18 protein-coding genes are annotated in these 16278 nt (G+C 70.8%); 10 read left to right on the top strand and 8 right to left on the bottom strand.

The window, feature by feature from the left end; translation table 11 throughout:
- The first annotated feature begins 38 nt into the window (after nucleotides 1-38).
- Nucleotides 39-815, top strand: coding sequence for a metallophosphoesterase (locus tag RZE79_RS09440; protein ID WP_319360145.1), 777 nt, complete (start codon nucleotides 39-41; stop codon nucleotides 813-815).
- Nucleotides 816-833: 18 nt separating this feature from the next.
- Here the strand turns inward: RZE79_RS09440 and RZE79_RS09445 are convergent, their stop codons facing one another.
- Complete coding sequence (locus RZE79_RS09445; RefSeq protein ID WP_319360147.1) at nucleotides 834-1472, bottom strand: L,D-transpeptidase; 639 nt, start codon at nucleotides 1470-1472, stop codon at nucleotides 834-836.
- Between the two features lie 31 nt (nucleotides 1473-1503).
- Nucleotides 1504-1818 (bottom strand): proteophosphoglycan ppg4, encoded by a 315-nt coding sequence (locus RZE79_RS09450; protein ID WP_153285295.1) that lies wholly within the window; start codon nucleotides 1816-1818, stop codon nucleotides 1504-1506.
- A gap of 296 nt (nucleotides 1819-2114) precedes the next feature.
- On the opposite strand from RZE79_RS09450, the gene RZE79_RS09455 reads away from it, so the two are divergent.
- Genes RZE79_RS09455 through RZE79_RS09465 form a run of 3 tightly spaced genes read left to right on the top strand, consistent with a single transcriptional unit; the run spans nucleotide 2115 to nucleotide 3597 of the window.
- Nucleotides 2115-2330: a hypothetical protein gene (locus RZE79_RS09455; protein WP_319360150.1), complete on the top strand. Its 216-nt coding sequence runs from the start codon at nucleotides 2115-2117 to the stop codon at nucleotides 2328-2330.
- Complete coding sequence (locus RZE79_RS09460; RefSeq protein ID WP_319360152.1) at nucleotides 2327-3283, top strand: alpha/beta hydrolase; 957 nt, start codon at nucleotides 2327-2329, stop codon at nucleotides 3281-3283. The genes RZE79_RS09455 and RZE79_RS09460 overlap by 4 nt, the downstream gene beginning before the upstream one ends.
- Nucleotides 3280-3597: a hypothetical protein gene (locus RZE79_RS09465; protein WP_153285292.1), complete on the top strand. Its 318-nt coding sequence runs from the start codon at nucleotides 3280-3282 to the stop codon at nucleotides 3595-3597. The genes RZE79_RS09460 and RZE79_RS09465 overlap by 4 nt, the downstream gene beginning before the upstream one ends.
- Before the next feature lie 32 nt (nucleotides 3598-3629).
- On the opposite strand, the gene clsB is transcribed toward RZE79_RS09465, so the two are convergent.
- Both clsB and RZE79_RS09475 read right to left on the bottom strand, forming a co-directional pair.
- Nucleotides 3630-4832 carry a cardiolipin synthase ClsB gene (gene clsB, locus RZE79_RS09470; protein ID WP_319360155.1) on the bottom strand — a complete coding sequence of 401 codons (1203 nt, stop codon included), beginning with the start codon at nucleotides 4830-4832 and terminating at the stop codon, nucleotides 3630-3632.
- A 16-nt stretch (nucleotides 4833-4848) separates the two neighbouring features.
- Nucleotides 4849-5001: a hypothetical protein gene (locus RZE79_RS09475; protein ID WP_153285290.1), complete on the bottom strand. Its 153-nt coding sequence runs from the start codon at nucleotides 4999-5001 to the stop codon at nucleotides 4849-4851.
- Between the two features lie 322 nt (nucleotides 5002-5323).
- On the opposite strand from RZE79_RS09475, the gene RZE79_RS09480 reads away from it, so the two are divergent.
- The gene (locus tag RZE79_RS09480) at nucleotides 5324-5815 is read left to right on the top strand and encodes a hemerythrin domain-containing protein (RefSeq protein WP_153285289.1); all 492 of its coding nucleotides are present in this window, start codon (nucleotides 5324-5326) and stop codon (nucleotides 5813-5815) included.
- 36 nt (nucleotides 5816-5851) lie between these two features.
- Here the strand turns inward: RZE79_RS09480 and RZE79_RS09485 are convergent, their stop codons facing one another.
- Entirely contained in the window at nucleotides 5852-7633 is a 1782-nt protein-coding gene (locus RZE79_RS09485) for a thiamine pyrophosphate-requiring protein (RefSeq protein ID WP_319360159.1), read from the bottom strand.
- A 187-nt stretch (nucleotides 7634-7820) separates the two neighbouring features.
- Between RZE79_RS09485 and RZE79_RS09490 the strand changes: the two genes are divergently transcribed.
- The gene (locus tag RZE79_RS09490; protein ID WP_319360160.1) at nucleotides 7821-8321 is read left to right on the top strand and encodes a YetF domain-containing protein; all 501 of its coding nucleotides are present in this window, start codon (nucleotides 7821-7823) and stop codon (nucleotides 8319-8321) included.
- On the top strand, nucleotides 8318-8980 hold the full coding sequence (locus RZE79_RS09495; protein WP_319360161.1) for a UdgX family uracil-DNA binding protein: 663 nt from the start codon (nucleotides 8318-8320) through the stop codon (nucleotides 8978-8980). The genes RZE79_RS09490 and RZE79_RS09495 overlap by 4 nt, the downstream gene beginning before the upstream one ends.
- 6 nt (nucleotides 8981-8986) lie before the next feature.
- On the opposite strand, the gene ctaD is transcribed toward RZE79_RS09495, so the two are convergent.
- Genes ctaD through RZE79_RS09510 form a run of 3 tightly spaced genes read right to left on the bottom strand, consistent with a single transcriptional unit; the run spans nucleotide 8987 to nucleotide 12851 of the window.
- Nucleotides 8987-11494, bottom strand: coding sequence for a cytochrome c oxidase subunit I (gene ctaD, locus RZE79_RS09500; RefSeq protein ID WP_319360162.1), 2508 nt, complete (start codon nucleotides 11492-11494; stop codon nucleotides 8987-8989).
- Nucleotides 11491-12432 (bottom strand): c-type cytochrome, encoded by a 942-nt coding sequence (locus RZE79_RS09505; RefSeq protein WP_319360164.1) that lies wholly within the window; start codon nucleotides 12430-12432, stop codon nucleotides 11491-11493. The genes ctaD and RZE79_RS09505 overlap by 4 nt, the downstream gene beginning before the upstream one ends.
- On the bottom strand, nucleotides 12429-12851 hold the full coding sequence (locus tag RZE79_RS09510) for a c-type cytochrome (RefSeq protein ID WP_319360166.1): 423 nt from the start codon (nucleotides 12849-12851) through the stop codon (nucleotides 12429-12431). Before RZE79_RS09510 ends, RZE79_RS09505 begins: the two co-directional genes overlap by 4 nt.
- Nucleotides 12852-12925: 74 nt before the next feature.
- On the opposite strand from RZE79_RS09510, the gene RZE79_RS09515 reads away from it, so the two are divergent.
- From RZE79_RS09515 to RZE79_RS09525, 3 genes are all read left to right on the top strand, one after another.
- Nucleotides 12926-13792: a c-type cytochrome gene (locus RZE79_RS09515; protein WP_319360167.1), complete on the top strand. Its 867-nt coding sequence runs from the start codon at nucleotides 12926-12928 to the stop codon at nucleotides 13790-13792.
- 107 nt (nucleotides 13793-13899) lie between these two features.
- Complete coding sequence (locus tag RZE79_RS09520; protein WP_319360168.1) at nucleotides 13900-14454, top strand: ureidoglycolate lyase; 555 nt, start codon at nucleotides 13900-13902, stop codon at nucleotides 14452-14454.
- Nucleotides 14455-14972: 518 nt separating this feature from the next.
- Nucleotides 14973-16262, top strand: a complete 1290-nt coding sequence (locus RZE79_RS09525) for an HlyD family efflux transporter periplasmic adaptor subunit (protein WP_319360169.1) — start codon at nucleotides 14973-14975, stop codon at nucleotides 16260-16262.
- Nucleotides 16263-16278 lie beyond the last annotated feature (16 nt).

Consider the following 16278-nt stretch of genomic DNA (forward strand, 5'->3'; position numbering starts at 1 on the left):
TGGTTCCCACGTTTGAAGCGCCACCGACCGGATCACCCATGCCCACGCCCAAATCCTCCTCCCACATCCGCTTCGCCGCCGTCGGCGACATCCATGTCCAGAAGGATGCCGGCGGCACCTTGCGCAGCCTGTTCGCGCAGGCGAACGAAGAAGCCGACGCGCTGCTGCTGTGCGGCGACCTGACCGACTACGGCACCGAAGAAGAAGCCCGCGTGCTCGCCGAGGAACTGGGCGCGGTGCACATTCCCATCGTCGCCGTGCTGGGCAACCACGACTACGAATCGGGCACGCCCGAAGTGGTGACCTCCACGCTTGCGCACGCCGGCGTGCGCGTGCTCGACGGTTCGGTGTGCGAGATCGAAGGCGTGGGCATCGCGGGCGTGAAAGGCTTCGGCGGCGGCTTCGGCCGCGGCGCGCTGGGCGCGTGGGGTGAGCCCGCGATCAAGCTGTTCGTGCAGGAGGCGCTGAACGAGGCGATGAAGCTCGAGTCGGCGCTGGCCAAGCTGCGCACGCGGCGGCGCATCGCGCTGCTGCACTACGCGCCCGTGGTCGGCACGGTCGAAGGCGAGCCGGTGGAGATCTATCCGTTCCTGGGCAGCAGCCGGCTGGAAGACCCGCTGGTGCGCTATCCGATCGATGCGGTGTTCCACGGCCATGCGCACCGGGGCACGCCGCAGGGGCGCACGATCAGCGGCGTGCCCGTCTACAACGTGGCCAAGCCGCTGCTGCAGCGCAGCCGGCCCGACGCGCCGCCTTTCTTCCTGTACGAGCTGCCGCGCGAACCCGCCGCAGCCGAGGCGCCGCCGGCCACCTAGGGCCAGCGCCTGCGCCCCTCAGTTGCCGGCCGCCCGCAGGAACGGAAACCGCGCATCGAGCGACGCCACCTCGGGCAGCACATAGACCGCGCGCCCCCGGCTCGCGAACATCGGCTTCACATGCCGGTCGTAGAACGCGACCGGCACATTGATGCAGCCGTACGAGATGCGGTTGTCGCTCACGGTGGCGGAGGCGAGCCGCTGCAGCCGCTGCTCGCTCTTGTTCGTGGCGCGCACGCGGTGCATCGAGATCGCGGCGTCGTAGTCGATCCAGGTGATGTCTTCGCCTGCCGTGTTGGTGCCCGGTTCGGCGTTGAAGCGCCCCGCGGGCGTGGTGCGCTCCTCGGCGCGGATGTCGGCCATCGGCCGCGTGCCGATGCCGGGGACTGAATCGTCGCCGCGCGCCAGGCCGAGCAGCACGGGCGACGACGCGGTCATGCGCCCCTTGCCGTCGAACAGGTACAGGCGCGCGGCCGTCTTGTCGATGACGGCAAAGGGCTGCGACAGGTTGTCGCCGGCGGCAGCGGCCGCCTGGGCGAACTGTTCAGCCGCGGGGAGCGGCGCGGCGCGGGCGGGCTGCGGCGGCAGGCCCGCCAGCGCCGCGGCCAGCACCACCCCCGCGAACGACGCGACCGTGAACGGGGTCGCGCGCTTCACAGGCGGCGATGCCGCAGGCCGCCCGCCGGGCTCAGTTGCGGTCGGCACGCGCAGGCCGCGGCTCGTTGGCGGCCATGGTCGTCGAATCGGTGCTGGGGGCGGGTGTGTTCATCGTGCTCGAACCCGTGCTGCCGGTGCTCGGCGGCGACGACATGGTGCTGCCGCTCTGCGTGTTCTGCGGCGTCGTGCCGGTGGTGCCCATCGGGCCGCCCGTGGGGCTTTGCTGCCCGGCCCCGGTGGCGGGATTGGCGGGTGCCGTCGTGGGCGGATTGCCTTGGGCGAAAGCCACGCCCGCCAGGACGAGGGTGCCGGAAGCCAGGAGCGTGGAAAGACGTGAGAGGGTCATGGTGGTCTCCAAAGGAAGATGCCAGCTGCCGAGCGCCGGATTGCAAATCTCATGGCTGACCTTGCGCAGACTAGGCAGGTCGGGGCGGCGTGTTGTCAGGGATGGGCGACCTGCAGCGTAGGAAACGCAGTACGTGGCGCGCTGGCGCGGCCGGGCTGCCATTGCGTCGCGCGGCGTCGCGCGGCGAGGACGACAGCCGGGGTCGGCCTCCTCCCACATGCGCGCGCGGCGCGCGGGACCACAAAGAAGCCTCTCTCCGTTTGCCTTTGCACTTCTCACGATTTCAAGGAGCCGAGATGGCGAATCCCAATCCCCCAAAGAACGACCCGAACGACGCGACCGACGACGAAGGCCGCGAGAACCGGTCCGCCGACCACAACAAGGCCGGCCACCAGCCCCTCACGCCGCGCAACGAGCCGCGCCGCACGCCCGAAAGCCGCCACGACCGTGAGAGCCAGGTCGGCAGCGGCAACCAGAGCCAGTCCCGCCGGGGCGGCGGCACGAGGCCATGAGCGCCCCGGCGGGCGCGCGTGCGGCGCCTGCATCGGCGGCCGCCGGCACGACTGCGGTGACGCACCGCACGTTGCAGATCGACGGCGTCGAGGTCTTCTACCGCGCGGCCGGCCCGGTGGGGGCGCCCGTGCTGCTGCTGCCGCACGGCTACCCTTGCTCTTCCTTCCAGTACCGCGCGCTGATGCCCGCGCTGGCGGACCGCTGGCGCGTGGTGGCGCCCGATTTCCCGGGCTTCGGCTACAGCGGCACGCCCGATGAACACTTCACGTACGACTTCGACGGCTACGCAGACTTTCTCGACCGCTTCACCGCCGCACTCGAACTGCGCCGCTACGCGCTGTACCTGCACGACTACGGCTCGCAGATCGGCCTGCGCCACGCGATCCGGCGTTCCGGGCGTGTGACGGCGCTGATCATCCAGAACGGCGACATCTACGAAGACACGCTGGGACCGAAGTACGCCGCCATCCAGGCGTACTGGAACGATCCGAGTCCCGCCCACCTCGCGGTGCTGGAGCGCGCCGTGAGCGAAGAAGGCTTTCGCGAAGAGTTCATCGGCGAGGTGCCGTCGCGTGTCGCCCCGCGGCTCGCGCCCGATCTCTGGCGCCTTCACTGGCAGTTGATGAACACGCCCGCGCGGCGCGGCATTGCGCTGGGCCTCATGAAGGGGCTCAAGGAGAACCTGCGATGGTTTCCCCGCTACCAGGAGTACCTGCGCACCTACCGCCCGCCCACGCTGATCCTGTGGGGACCGCAGGACGGCTACATGCCGATCGAGGCCGGCCGCGCCTACCTGCGCGACCTGCCGGACGCGCAGTTCCATTCGTTCGACGATGGCGGGCACTGGCTGCTCGAGACGCACCTGGCCGAGGTGCTGCCGCGGCTGCGCGACTTCCTGGCGCAGCATCTGCCGGTGCCATCGGCCCGGACGATCGAAGGGGTGCCGGTATGAGCGCCGCCACGATCGCGCGCATCTGGCGCGGCCGCGTCGTGCGCGACCGCGCCGACGCCTACGAGCGCTACCTGCAGGTGGAAGGCATTCCGCCGCTGCTCAAGACGGCCCTCGCGGTGCAGCTGTTCCGCGAAGACCGCGCCACCGAGACCGAGTTCGTCACCACCTCCTACTGGCGCGACGTGGCGGCCATGCGCGCGTTCACCGGGGGCGATCCGAACGCGGTGCACCACCTGCCGCGCGACCCGGAGTTCCTCATCGAACTGCCCGAGCGCGTCGAGGTGCTGCGCATCGTCGTCAACACCTGCGCCTAGACGCGGGCCCCGGCGCACGGGCGGTGCGCGCGTCACCGCAGCGGCGGCGCACGGTGGCGAGGGCCCTGTCCGGCGTCTGCGCGGCCGCCCAGGGCCTTCACGCGCTGCGGCCGGCGCGGCAGCCATGCGCCCACGCGCGAGACCCAGCGCAGCACATGGAACACGATGAAGCTGCCCAGCGGCGGCCACCGGTTCCAGAACGGCAGCGTGTCCTGGCGCACGGGCTCGCAGTGGGTTTCCAGCATGGCGAGGCGCGCGGCCACCTGGGCATTGAACGACCGGCTGATCACGACCACGTTGGCCTCCATGTTGAGCGCCAGGCTCAGCGGGTCGAGGTTGCTGGAGCCGACGGTGGCCCAGCCGTCGTCCACGATCGCGATCTTGCCGTGCATCGGCCGGGCGCAGTACTCGTGCACCTCGACGCCCGCGCGCAGCAGGTGGCCGTAGAGCAGCCGCGCGGCAAAGCGCACCGACTTCATGTCGGGCATGCCCTGCAGGAACAGCTTCACCTCCACGCCGCGCCCGGCCGCGCGGCACAGGTCGCGAAAGAGGCGGTAGCCCGGAAAGAAATAGGCGTTGGCGATGCACACGCGCGAGCGCGCCGTGCGAATCGCCTGCCGGTAGATCTTCTCGATGCCGTCGGGCGAGGCCTTGTCGTCGCGGGCCGCGAACAGCACGGCGGCCGTGCCCGCCCTCGCCACCGGGGCCCGCGGCGGGGCCGCGTCGGTGTTCGCCGTGCGTTGCATGAAGGCGCGGATGCGTCCGACGATCGGCCCGCGCAGTTCCACCGCGTAGTCCTGCTTGGCCATCTCGCCGAAGTCCAGCAGCTGGTCGGCGCAGAAGTTGATGCCGCCGACGAAGGCCACGGCGTCGTCCACCACCACCAGCTTGCGGTGCATGCGCCGCAGCAGGTTCAGCTGCTGACCGAAGAGCGAGCGGCCCGGGTCGAAGATGCGCACCTGCACGCCGGCCCCGGTGAGCCGGCCGAGGAAGCCCTCGGAGAGCCCGGGCGAGCCGAAGCCGTCGATCGTGAGCACGGTGCGCACGCCGCGCCCGGCGCACCCGCACAGCGCGTCGCACAGGGCCCGGCCGACCTTGTCATCCTTGAGGATGAAGGTTTCCAGCAAGGCCAGCTGCCGGGCCTGGCCCAGGGCCTCGAAGACGCGCGGAAAGAAGGCGTCGCCGTTTTCCAGCAACTGCGCCGCGTTGCCGCGGGTCCAGTCCGAGCGCTTCATGCCGGGTGCCTGCGGGTCAGTGGCGGCGCTTGAAGTACTGCACTTCGCGCTCGTGCCGCTCGGCGTCCTCGCGCGAGTCGAAGGTGCCCAGGTTGCGGCGCTTGCCCGTCTGCGGGTCGACCTTGCGGGCATAGAGGCGGTACTGGCCGGAAGCGAGTTTGCGGATCATTGGAAAGCTCCTTTCGAAAAGGCTGCGGGCCGGCGATCACAGGTCGGTCGGCGCCGTCCCACCGACGCTAGCGCGCCCGCACCGTCGACGTGTCAGGCCCGCGCACCGCCTGCGGGTCGGACGAGGCCGGCACGCGGCGCACGCAGGGCACGCAGCGCGGGCGACGCGTGCGGTGGGCGGCGTTGCGAGTTGTTGCAGCCTGCGCCGTGCGCCGCCACGCGGGTACGGAGCTTTCCTACGCCGTGCCCTGCCGCGGCATTCCATCGTGCGATCTCCGTTTCGTTTCTTTCATCCTTTATTCCTTCAACCCATGGAGCCCACGATGCCCACGACCCGACGCAACGAACCCGATGCCTGCAGCCTTCTCGACACCGACCACCGCCACGTGAAGAAGATGTTCAAGACGTACGGCGAACTGGCCGAATCGCGCGCCGCCTCCGCGGAACAGAAGAAGCGCGAACTGGCCAACGAGATCTGCATGGAGCTCACCGTCCACGCGCAGATCGAGGAAGAAATCTTCTACCCCGCGCTGCGCGCCGCCATCAAGGAAACCGACCTGCTCGACGAAGCCGAGGTCGAACACGCCAGCGCCAAGGAACTGATCGCGCAGATCCAGGAGGCCACCGAGATCGACGAGAAGTTCGACGCCAAGGTGATCGTGCTGGGCGAGTACATCGACCACCACGTGAAGGAAGAGCGCAACGAGATCTTCGTGAAGGCGCGCGCGGCGCGCGGCCTCGACCTCGTCGCCATGCGCGAGCAGCTCGCGCAGCGCAAGGAAGAACTCATGGAAGAACTCGGCGCGATGGCCTGAGCCACCGCGACCGCCCCCTGCCAGCCTCGGCGCCTGTCAGGCCCGCAGGCTGGCCCAGTATTCCCTGACGACGGCCTTGAGCGTGCGCAGCGCCTCGGGGTCGCCTTGCCACAGCGCCGACACGTACGCCCGCGCCTGCGCCATCGACACGTCGGGCGGCAGGGGCGGCACGGCGGCGTCGGTCACCATCTCGAGCAGCATGGGCCGGTCGGCCGCGAAGGCGGCGTCCCACGCGGGGCCGATCGCCTCGGGCGTGTCGACCCGCACTGCGCCCAGGCCCAGCATCTCGGCGAAGCGTGCGTACGGAAAGTCGGGCAGTGTCTGCGAGCCCTCGAACTTCGGATCGCCGCCGAGCACGCGCTGTTCCCAGGTGACGAGGTTCAGGTCGCGGTTGTTGAGCACCATCACGACCAGCCGGCGGTCGGCCCAGTCGCGCCACAGCCGCGCGATGGTGATGAGGCCGTTGAGCCCGTTCATCTGCATCGCGCCGTCGCCGACCATGGCGACCACCGGCCGGTCGGGGTGCACGAACTTGGCGGCAATCGCATAGGGAATGGCCGGCCCCATCGACGCCAGCCCGCCCGAGAGGCTGGCCTTCATGCCGCGGCGCAGCTTGACGTCTCGCGCGTACCAGTGCGCGCTGGTGCCGCTGTCGCAGGTCAGCACGGCCTGCTCGGGCAGGCGCGGCGACAGTTCCCAGAACACGCGCTGCGGATTGATCGGCGAGGCCTCGACGTGCGCGCGGGCTTCGAGCACGCGCCACCACTGCGCCACGTCGTCCTCGATGCCGCGCCGCCACGCGCCATGGGGCTTGGGCTCCAGCTTCGGCAGCAGCGCCGCGAGCGTGGCGCGGCTGTCGCCCACCAGCCCCAGCTCGGCCGGGTAGCGCAGGCCGATCGCGCGCGGGTCGGTGTCGATCTGCACGCAGCGCGCCCGGCCTTCGGGTGGCAGGAACTCGGCATACGGAAACGACGAGCCGACGATCAGCAGCGTGTCGCAGCCTTCCATGAGGCGCGAACTCGCGCGCGTGCCGAGGATGCCGATGGCGCCCGTCACATAGGGCTGGTCGTCGGGCACGCAGGCCTTGCCGAGCAGCGCCTTGGCGATGCCGGCCCCGAGGCGCTCGGCCACATGGATGAGCTCGTCGGTCGCATGCAGCGCGCCCGCGCCGGCCAGGATGGCGACGCGCTCGCCGGCATTGAGGATGTCGGCGGCCTGCGCGAGCGCGTCGTCGGGCGGCACCTGCGCCGTCGCGGTGGCGCCGATGCCGGTGTGCACCGTGCCGTGTTCGCGCGGCGGAGCCGGCACGGCGGGCAGGTCCTGCACGTCGTTGGGAAAGATCACGCAGGTGACGGCGCGCCGGTCGCGCGCGATGCGCATGGCGCGGTCGATCAGGTGGCGCGCCTGCGTGGCGCTGGTGGCCATCTGCACGAACTCGTGCGCCACGTCCTTGAACAGCGACACGAGGTCGACCTCCTGCTGGTAGTCGCCGCCCAGCGCGCTGCGCTGCTGCTGCCCCACGAGCGCAACCACCGGCTGGTGGTCGAGCTTGGCGTCGTACAGGCCGTTGAGCAGGTGGATCGCGCCGGGCCCGGAGGTGGCCAGGCACACGCCCACCTCGCCCGAGAACTTGGCGTCGCCGGCGGCCATGAAGGCGGCCAGTTCCTCGTGCCGCACCTGCACGAAGTCGAGCGGGCCCTCGAAGCGGTCGAGCGCGCCGATGAGTCCGTTGATGCCGTCGCCGGGGTAGCCGTACACACGGCGCACCCCCCAGTCGTGCAGGCGCTGGATCACGAAGTCGCTGACGGTGGTCTTCATCGGAATGCTCCATGGGTGGGAAAAGGTGAACGGCTGCGCCGGCGCAGGCGCAGGTGAAAGCCGGACCTTTCGGCCAAAGCCGCCAGCCGTTGACCGGAGAAGGGATGAAGTGCGTGCAGGAGTTGGCTGACGCGCGTGCACCGCACCTTCCGACCGGCGGCGGCGAGGAACCGTCGAACATGGGTGGATGGACGCAATGCTGGAGCTGTTCCGACTTGAACAACCTCCGTGGCAGATGGTGCTGCGGGGAACGGCGATCTACTGGACCCTGTTGATCGTGTTCCGCTTCCTGCTGCGCCGCGACGTCGGCTCGCTGGGCGTGGCCGACCTGCTGTTCGTGGTGCTCATCGCCGACGCGTCCAGCAACGCCATGCAGGGCGACTACAAGACCATCGGCGACGGGCTGGTGCTCATCTTCACGCTGGTCAGCTGGAACTACCTGCTCGATTGGGCGAGCTATCACTCGCCGTGGGTGTGGCGCTTTCTCGCGCCACGGCCGGAGCCCCTGGTGCGGCACGGCCACATCGTGCACCGCACGCTGCGCCGCGAGCTGATCACGGTGGAAGAGCTGATGGCCAAGCTGCGCGAGAAGGGCATTGACGATCTGTCCGAGGTTCGCGTGGCGCGGCTGGAGGGCGACGGCGAACTCAGTGTGCTGACCTACAAGAAATCCGGAGGAGCGCAATGACGCCTCGCGACGCGCGCAGCACGAAGTCCGCCCCCGTGGCGCTGCATGCCATGGGCGAGGCGACCAACGCCTGCCGCGACTGCCCGCTCGGCGCGCGCGCCACGCAGTCGGTGTTCGGCGAAGGGCCGGTGCGTGCGCGCCTCATGGTGGTGGGCGAACAACCGGGCGACAAGGAAGACCTGCAGGGCCGTCCGTTCGTGGGACCGGCGGGTCGGCTGTTCGATCGCGCGGTCGCCGAGCTGGGCTGGTCGCGCGACAAGCTCTACGTGACCAACGCGGTCAAGCACTTCAAGTACGAACTGCGCGGCAAGCGGCGCATCCACAAGACGCCGGCGCAGCGCGAAGCCGATGCGTGCCTTCCATGGCTCGAGGGTGAGATCGGCCTGGTGCGGCCCGGCGCGCTGCTCGCGCTCGGCGGCGTCGCGGCGCGTTCGCTGCTCGGGCGGCATGTGGCGGTCACGCGCGAACGCGGCCAATGGCTCGCGCGCGAGGACGGATTGCGCGTGCTGATCACGCTGCACCCGTCGGCGCTGCTGCGCGGCGATCCGGCGCAGCGTGAAGCCGCGTGGGCGGCCTGGCTGAAAGACCTGGCCGCGGCCTCCGAGCTGTTCGAGCCCGCGGCGCGCGAGCGTCGCAAGCGCGCGCCCGCGCTGGCCTGACCGGCTTCAACCCAGAAGGCGCGGCGCCGCCTGCACGACGAGTGCGCCGAGCACGCCCTGCGCCGTCGCGCAGTGCCACAGCAGGCGCGTGTTGTCGAGGCTGGCGCGCGCCACGGGCTGCAGCTTGCCGCGCCACGAGCGCGCCAGCACGAAGCCGCCTGCAAACAGCAGCACGGCCGCATGGAAGGCCTCGTAGCCCAGCAGCATGCCGACGGTCGCGCTCCAGGCCTGGTCGGTCGGGTCGAGGCCCGCGATGCGGTGGCTGGCGAGATCGATCGCCACCGCCCCCAGCGTGCAGCACAGCGCCAGCACCGTGAGCCATCGCAGCGCACGCTGGCGCTGCGGCCGCGGGTCGTCGAGCAGGCGGCCGGCCCACGCGATGCCGCCCGATCCGGCCAGCCACAGCAGCGCGGAGAGCAACGGCCATTGCAGCGCGGGCAGCGCCGCGCCGGGTGGCGGGCAGACCTCGGCGGCCATCGCCAGGTGCAGGTGGGCGAACAGCAGCGAGATGAAGATCGTCATGTCCACGGCCACGAGCACGACCGTGGCCCACCACGAATGCGAGTTGCGCCCGGTTGCCACGACCGGCAGGTACCTGCCATGCCCGACGTCGGCGGTCAGCGCGGGCGGCGCCTGGTCGGCCTCCCACAGCCACCAGAGCATGGCGACGATGGCCAGCACGCCGCACGCGGAGGCGGCCACCGTCTGCGACACCGTCAGCAGCAGGAAGAAGCCGGCCGTGCCCGCCGCTGCCACCACCGGCAACCAGCCATCGGTGGGCAGGCGCAGCAGCTGCACCGGCCGCGCGGCGCGCACGCTGGTCACCAGCGTTTCACGCCCGCCGAAGACCGTGCCCGGCAGCCAGTGGTGGCCGCGCTCGACCTCTTGCGGCAACGACGGCTGCTGCCACAGCGGGTAGGGCGAATCGACCTCGGGAATGCTGCGCACGCCGTAGTCGCGCTGCGGCAGCCATTCGAGCGTGCCCGCGCCCCAGGGGTTGCCGTGGTCGCGCTCGGGGCGGCGCATCGTGCGCAGCGCGTCGACAAGGAACAGCAGCACGCCGCCCGCGAGCACGAAGGCGCCCACGGTCGATGCCAGGTTGAGGCCGTTCCAGCCCAGGTCGCCTACGTAGGTGACCACGCGGCGCGGCATGCCGAGCAGGCCGGCGATGTGCATCGGAAAGAACGCCAGGTTGAAGCCGCCGAACATCAGGCCGAACACCCAGCGCCCGGCGCGCTCCGACAGCCGGTGCCCGTTGAACACCGGCGCCCAGTGGTAGAAGCCCGCGAACAGCGGAAACACCATGCCGCCGATCAGCACGTAGTGCAGGTGGGCCACGATGAAGTAGCTGTCGTGCGCCTGCCAGTCGAAGGGCAGCACCGCCACCATCACGCCCGTGAGCCCGCCGAGCACGAAGATGAAGTGGAAGCCGAGCAGGAAGAGCGTCGGCGTGTCCAGCGTGACGCGGCCGCGCCAGAAGGTGGCGATCCATGCGAACACCTGCAGCCCGCTCGGAATCGCGACCACGAAGCTGGCCGCCGACACCAGCAGCATCGGCACGCCGCCCAGCCCGGCCGTGAACATGTGGTGCGCCCACAGCAGGAAGCTCACCACGCCCACGCCGATGAGCGCCATCACCACCGCGCGGTAGCCCACGAGCGGCGTGCGCGCGCAGGTGGCGACCATCATCGACACCATGCCCGCCGCGGGCAGGAAGATGATGTAGACCTCGGGGTGGCCGAAGAACCAGAACAGGTGTTGCCACAGCAGCGGGTCGCCGCCGCGCGCGGGCATGAAGAAGGGCCAGCCGAAGGCGCGCTCGACCTCCAGCAGCATCGTGGCCGCGATCACCGCGGGAAAGGCGAACACGATCATCAGCGCGCTCACCAGCATGGCCCACGCAAACACCGGCATGCGCATGAGCGTCATGCCCGGCGCGCGCGTGAAGAGCACGCCGATGATGAGTTCGATGGCGCCCGCAATGGCCGAGATCTCGATGAAGCCGATGCCCAGCAGCCACCAGTCGGCGCCGCGCCCCGGCGAGAACTCCTTGCCCGTGAGCGGCGGGTACATGAACCAGCCGCCGTCGGGCGCCTCGCCGAAGAAGATCGTGCAGAAGAAGACGATGCCGCCGATGGCGTAGGTCCAGAAGGCATAGGCCGACAGGCGCGGAAACGGCAGGTCGCGCGCGCCGAGCATGCCGGGCAGCAGGTACACCGCCACCGCCTCGACGATCGGCACCGCGAACAGAAACATCATCACGGTGCCATGCATCGTGAACAGCTGGTTGTAGGTGCGCGCGTCGACGAGGTCGTTGTCGGGCACGGCCAGTTGCGTGCGCATCACCAGCGCGAGCACGCCGGCGAGCACGAAGAAGAGCATGGCCGTGGCGATGTAGAAGCCGCCGATGTGCGTGTTGTTGACGGCCGAGAGCAGCCGCCAGCCGCGCGGCGCTTGCCATGCGCGCTCGAGCGCTTCGCGGTCCGGGTCGGCGGCGTCGGTGGTCGTGTTCATTCGAGGTGGCCGAGCCAGTCGGCAATGGACCGCAGCGTGGCGTCGTCGAGGCGCGCGTGCGACGACGGCATGCGCGCGCCGGGCTTCAGCGCCTGCGTGTGGGCGACCCAGGCGGCGCGCCCGTCGGCGTCGTTGGCCACGGTGCCCGCGCCCAGGTAGAGCCGGCTGCCGACATGCGTGAGGTCGGGGCCGAGGCGGCTGGTTTCGCTCACGCCGCGCACCGTGTGGCAGGCGTCGCAGCGGTGGGCCAGGAAGGCCTCGCGCCCGCGCACGAGCGCGGGCGACAGCGCGTCGGCCGGCACGGCGGGCCGGGCCTGCGCGGCGAGCCAGGCGTCGAAATCGGCGGGGGCCAGTGCCACCACGTGCAGCGCCATGCGCGCATGCTGCTCGCCGCAGTATTCGGCGCACTGGCCGCGCCACACGCCCGGGCGGTCGGCCTGCAGCCGCAGGTGCTGCACGCGGCCCGGCAGCATGTCCATCTTGCCGCCCAGCGCGGGGATCCAGAAGCTGTGGATCACGTCGGCGCTGCCGAGGCCGAAGTACACGGGGCGTCCGACGGGGATGCGGATCTCGTTCGCCGTGACCACCTCCGCGCCCGTGGCGGGGTCGCGGTAGCGCACCTCCCACCACCACATGTGGCCGGTGACGCCGACGATGAGCGCGTCCTTCGGCGGCACGGGCTGCCACGGCGGGCGGTGCCATTCGCTGTAGGCGAACAGCGCCGTGAGCACCACGACCGGAAACACCACGCCGCCGCCGAGCAGCCACAGCCGCACGTTCAGCGTGCCTTCGCGGCGGCGCACCGCCGCCGCCAGCAGCGCCATCACGCCGAGCAGGATCAGCGCCGCGCCCGCGCTCAGCAGGCCGGTGACGCCCAGCAGCGTGTCGGCGACCGGGCCGGCCGAGTGCAGTGCCGACTGGGGCGTGGCGCCGGTCATTCGAGCGCCAGCAGGTAGGCCGCCATGTCGCGCGCGTCGCTGGGCGAGACACCCATCGCGGGCATCGGCGTGCCGGGCACGAGCGCGGCGGGGTCGGCGATCCAGCGTGCGAGCGTGTCGGGCCGGTTGGGCACGTGGCCCGCGATGTAGCTGCGCCGGCCGAAGGCGGCGAGCACGGGGCCGGTCGTCTGCTGGCGGACGGCAGCCACGCCCGGAATGGCATGGCAGCTGCCGCACTGGTACTGCGCGAGCAGGCGCTGGCCCGACAGGCGCTGGTCCGGGGACGCATCGCCGTAAGGCAGGGGGCGCTCGCCGACTTCGCAGCCGCCGGCAAGTACGGCGAGCAGCAGAAGCCCGGCGGCCGTGCGGCGGGAAGGCAAGGCGTGGGCTGCGCAACGATCGGCGGCGGGGGCGGCCATGGGCGGATTCTGCGAGCGCGGACGCGGCTTGCGCCGACACGGCGGCGCGGGTGCGCGTCGGACAATGCCGCCAAATGGGGACGACCAAGACGTTTCTCCTCACCGTCGCGGCGCTGGGCGCGGCGGCGCTGGCCGGCGCTGCGTGCGTGGTGCTCGGCGGCCTGTACGACGTGGCCGCGAACACGCCGCACTACCAGCCCGTGCACACGCTGCTCGAGACGGCGATGCGCCAGTCGGTGCGCCTGCGCGCCCGCGACATCCGTCCGCCGCCGCTGGACGACGCGCAACGGGTGACGCGCGGCGCCGCCTGCTACCGCGCCAAGTGCGTGCAGTGCCACGGCGCGCCGGGCGTGGCGCAGGGCGACATCGGCAAGAGCATGCAGCCACTGCCGGGTCCGCTGGTGGACGCGCGCCAGCGCTGGCACGCGCGCGAGCTCTACTGGGTCACGAAGAACGGCATCCGCATGAGCGGCATGCCGGCCTGGGAGTACCGGCTCTCCGAGGACGACCTGTGGGCGCTGGTGGCGTTCCTGCAGCATCTGCCCGACATGACGCCGCAGCAGTACGCACAGCAAGCGCAGGCGGGCGAGGTGACGGTGTCGCCCGGTGCCTCACCCGGGCCGACGTGTGCGCCGGGGCCGCGCGCCAACGACGGCATCGGCGACAGCGTCCGGCGCGGGCAGCGGGCACTGTCGCAGTACGCGTGCAATGCATGCCACGTCATTCCCGGCGTCACGGGCTCGTCGCCGCATGTGGGGCCGTCGCTCGCCGGCGTCGCACGGCGCGACATGATCGCCGGCCAGCTTGCCAACACGCCCGAGCACATGGTGCGATGGCTGCGCCACACGCACACGGTCGATCCGCGCACCGCGATGCCCGAGATGGGCGTGACCGAGGCTGACGCGCGCGACATCGCGGCCTACCTGGCGACGCTGGATTGAGTGGGGGTGCGTGAGCGCCTCGATGATCGCCATGTGCTCGTCGAGCTGCGTGGACGCTTCACGCGGATACTGGTCATACAGTTGGACCCCATGCCGAGGAGTTTCCGTTGACGATTGCCAGCCCCACCTTCCTGCCCCCGGCGCCGGGCACGCCCGCTGCGCTCGCGCTCGTCGCGCAGCCGCTGACGCGCGAGGCCTTCGCCGCGTTCGGCGACGTCATCGAGAGCGCGCACAGCCGCTCGATGTCGATCAACGCGGGCATGACCACGCGCTTCCACGACCTGGCGCGCGTGGACCCGGGTCCCGGCGACAGCCGCGTGCTGGTGAACATCTTCGAGACGCAGCCCTATGCGATGCCGCTGCCCGTGCGCATGCTGGAGCGCCACCCGCTGGGCAGCCAGGCCTTCGTGCCGATGGACGGCAGCCGCTTTCTCGTGGTCGTGGCGCCGGCGGGCGACACGGTGCGCGTGGAAGACATCCGCGCCTTCGTCACCGACGGGCGGCAGGGCGTGAACTATGCGCGCGGCGTCTGGCACCACCCGCTGGTGGTCACGCAGCAGACGGCCAGTTTCGTGGTGATCGACCGCGGCGGGGTGGGGCCGAACTGCGACGAGATCTTTGTGCCGCCGGGGTGTGAGGTGCGCGTCCGTCTTGCGGACTGAGCGGGCTCAAGGGGCTCAACGGGCTCAACTCTCGCTGGAACCGCGCCGCGGCCGCCATCGCTGATGCGCGCCCGCCACACGCCGTCGCGGCGGCTGTGACCATTCGCGGCAATATCGTTACGGTCTGTTGAGCGCGGCGCACACGCCGCGTTTTTTGCAGGGCGCCCCGGGCCGACGGCCTCCTCGGCTTGCGCCCTCGCGACACCTGCGCGCTTCCGAGACAAACGCGATCGCGCGGCATGCCGGCGTGCCGGGGCGCCCGGTTCGTGTCAACCCCCCGCCGCAGCAGAACCAATGTAGGACTTCGCCCGGTCCGCGGCCCAAAAGTAAATGTGAAGTTCGCACATCTTGTTTCTCCCGGAAGCAGCTCGGACCGCGCTTTGGGCGTAACTTTATTGCACCGCAGCACGAAAAATCGAAGGCGCGGAAGAGGGGTGGGGGAGGCTTGAGTCAGTCTCTTTCTTCACCAAAGGGGTGTGCCGTTCAAGGCCCGCCGTCGATGTTTTCAAGAGGTGGTTATGCCAGTGTCCAGACCCATTCCTTCTGCGTCGAAACCGCACGCGGCCGTGCGTGCCAGGCCGCGTGCCGTGCGAGGCCGGCGCCGGCGCCAGCGAGGCGCCCTTGTTCCCAGGCTGGCGGGCTATGCGCTGCTGGCCTTCGTGCTGTGGCTCATGGTCGCCACGCTGGTCGAGCCGCTGTTGTCCTCGCAGGCCACGCGCGCCGTGCTGCAGGCGCCGGTCGGCATCGTCACTTCGCCGATCAATGGCGTGGTGACGCAGATGGCGGTGCGCTCGGGCAACGCGGTGCTGCCCGGCACGCTGGTGGCGACCGTGCGCAACCCGACGGTCAGCCAGGAGATCCTCACCACGCTGACCACGCAGCGCCTCGGCCTGCAGAGCCAGATGGCGCAGCTGGGCAACCAGTACAAGTCCGACAGCCAGGAGATGCGCTCCATCGGCCAGCAGGCGCAGGTGACGCGTCAGGCTTCGCTGGCGCAGACCTGGGACGCCTGGGAGATCGCGCAGCGCCAGCGCGACGTGGCGCACAGCATGGTCGCCGAGCAGGAGAACAAGGTGCGCACCAACGAGGCGCTGCTGAAAGAAGGCGCCATCAGCGAACAGGTGATGAACGCGTCCGAGGCGCAGCTGAGCACCGCCCGTGCCGCTGCGGCGGTGGCCGAGCAGGCCTTCGCGGGGCAGGCGCAGACCGTGGCGAGCGCGGGGCAGGGCGCCTTCGTGGGCACCGGGGGCAACAGCCTGTTCCAGACGCTCGCGAGCCGGCGCGAAGCGCTGCGAAACAGCACCGACCGCGCGCGCCAGGACGGCACCGCGATCTTCAAGCAGCTCAAGGAGATCTCGCAGCTCGAGGAAGAAGAGCGTCGCCGCGTCGAAAAGCTCGCCGCCTACGAAGTGAAAGCCACCCAGCCCGGCATGGTGCACACCGTGCTGACGCCCGAAGGCGCGTATGTCACGGCGGGTGCGTCGCTGGTGCGCGTGACCGACTGCAGCCGCATCGGCGTCATCGCCGTGTTTCCCGCGCGGCTGGCCAAGCGCCTGAGCGTCGGCTCCATGCTCGATGTGAAGGTGGCGGAGAACGTCGCGGTGCCGGCGCGCGTCGAGCAGTTGCTGCCCGTGGCCTCCGATGCGCTGCAGAGCACCTACAGCGTGCCCTTCCCCTTTGCGGAGCAGGGCTCGATCTATGCCGTGGCGCGCATCGAGGCGGCCGAGCCGCCGCAGTCCGCGGACGGCAGCCGACAGACCTTGTGCGTGCCGGGCAAGGTGGTCTCCGCCAGCCTTGCCAAGGCCTGAGCGCACAGCAGGTGAG

Source organism: Variovorax sp. EBFNA2, from assembly GCF_033802765.1.
Classification (GTDB): Bacteria; Pseudomonadota; Gammaproteobacteria; order Burkholderiales; family Burkholderiaceae_C; genus Variovorax; species Variovorax paradoxus_H.

What these genes read in the sequence shown, in the direction of transcription:
- RZE79_RS09440 (WP_319360145.1), top strand. Translation starts at nt 39, where the DNA reads ATGCCCACGCCCAAATCCTCCTCCCACATCCGCTTCGCCGCCGTCGGC.
- RZE79_RS09450 (WP_153285295.1), bottom strand. Translation starts at nt 1,818, where the DNA reads ATGACCCTCTCACGTCTTTCCACGCTCCTGGCTTCCGGCACCCTCGTC.
- RZE79_RS09455 (WP_319360150.1), top strand. Translation starts at nt 2,115, where the DNA reads ATGGCGAATCCCAATCCCCCAAAGAACGACCCGAACGACGCGACCGAC.
- RZE79_RS09460 (WP_319360152.1), top strand. Translation starts at nt 2,327, where the DNA reads ATGAGCGCCCCGGCGGGCGCGCGTGCGGCGCCTGCATCGGCGGCCGCC.
- RZE79_RS09465 (WP_153285292.1), top strand. Translation starts at nt 3,280, where the DNA reads ATGAGCGCCGCCACGATCGCGCGCATCTGGCGCGGCCGCGTCGTGCGC.
- clsB (WP_319360155.1), bottom strand. Translation starts at nt 4,832, where the DNA reads ATGAAGCGCTCGGACTGGACCCGCGGCAACGCGGCGCAGTTGCTGGAA.
- RZE79_RS09475 (WP_153285290.1), bottom strand. Translation starts at nt 5,001, where the DNA reads ATGATCCGCAAACTCGCTTCCGGCCAGTACCGCCTCTATGCCCGCAAG.
- RZE79_RS09480 (WP_153285289.1), top strand. Translation starts at nt 5,324, where the DNA reads ATGCCCACGACCCGACGCAACGAACCCGATGCCTGCAGCCTTCTCGAC.
- RZE79_RS09485 (WP_319360159.1), bottom strand. Translation starts at nt 7,633, where the DNA reads ATGAAGACCACCGTCAGCGACTTCGTGATCCAGCGCCTGCACGACTGG.
- RZE79_RS09490 (WP_319360160.1), top strand. Translation starts at nt 7,821, where the DNA reads ATGGACGCAATGCTGGAGCTGTTCCGACTTGAACAACCTCCGTGGCAG.
- RZE79_RS09495 (WP_319360161.1), top strand. Translation starts at nt 8,318, where the DNA reads ATGACGCCTCGCGACGCGCGCAGCACGAAGTCCGCCCCCGTGGCGCTG.
- ctaD (WP_319360162.1), bottom strand. Translation starts at nt 11,494, where the DNA reads ATGAACACGACCACCGACGCCGCCGACCCGGACCGCGAAGCGCTCGAG.
- RZE79_RS09505 (WP_319360164.1), bottom strand. Translation starts at nt 12,432, where the DNA reads ATGACCGGCGCCACGCCCCAGTCGGCACTGCACTCGGCCGGCCCGGTC.
- RZE79_RS09510 (WP_319360166.1), bottom strand. Translation starts at nt 12,851, where the DNA reads ATGGCCGCCCCCGCCGCCGATCGTTGCGCAGCCCACGCCTTGCCTTCC.
- RZE79_RS09515 (WP_319360167.1), top strand. Translation starts at nt 12,926, where the DNA reads ATGGGGACGACCAAGACGTTTCTCCTCACCGTCGCGGCGCTGGGCGCG.
- RZE79_RS09525 (WP_319360169.1), top strand. Translation starts at nt 14,973, where the DNA reads ATGCCAGTGTCCAGACCCATTCCTTCTGCGTCGAAACCGCACGCGGCC.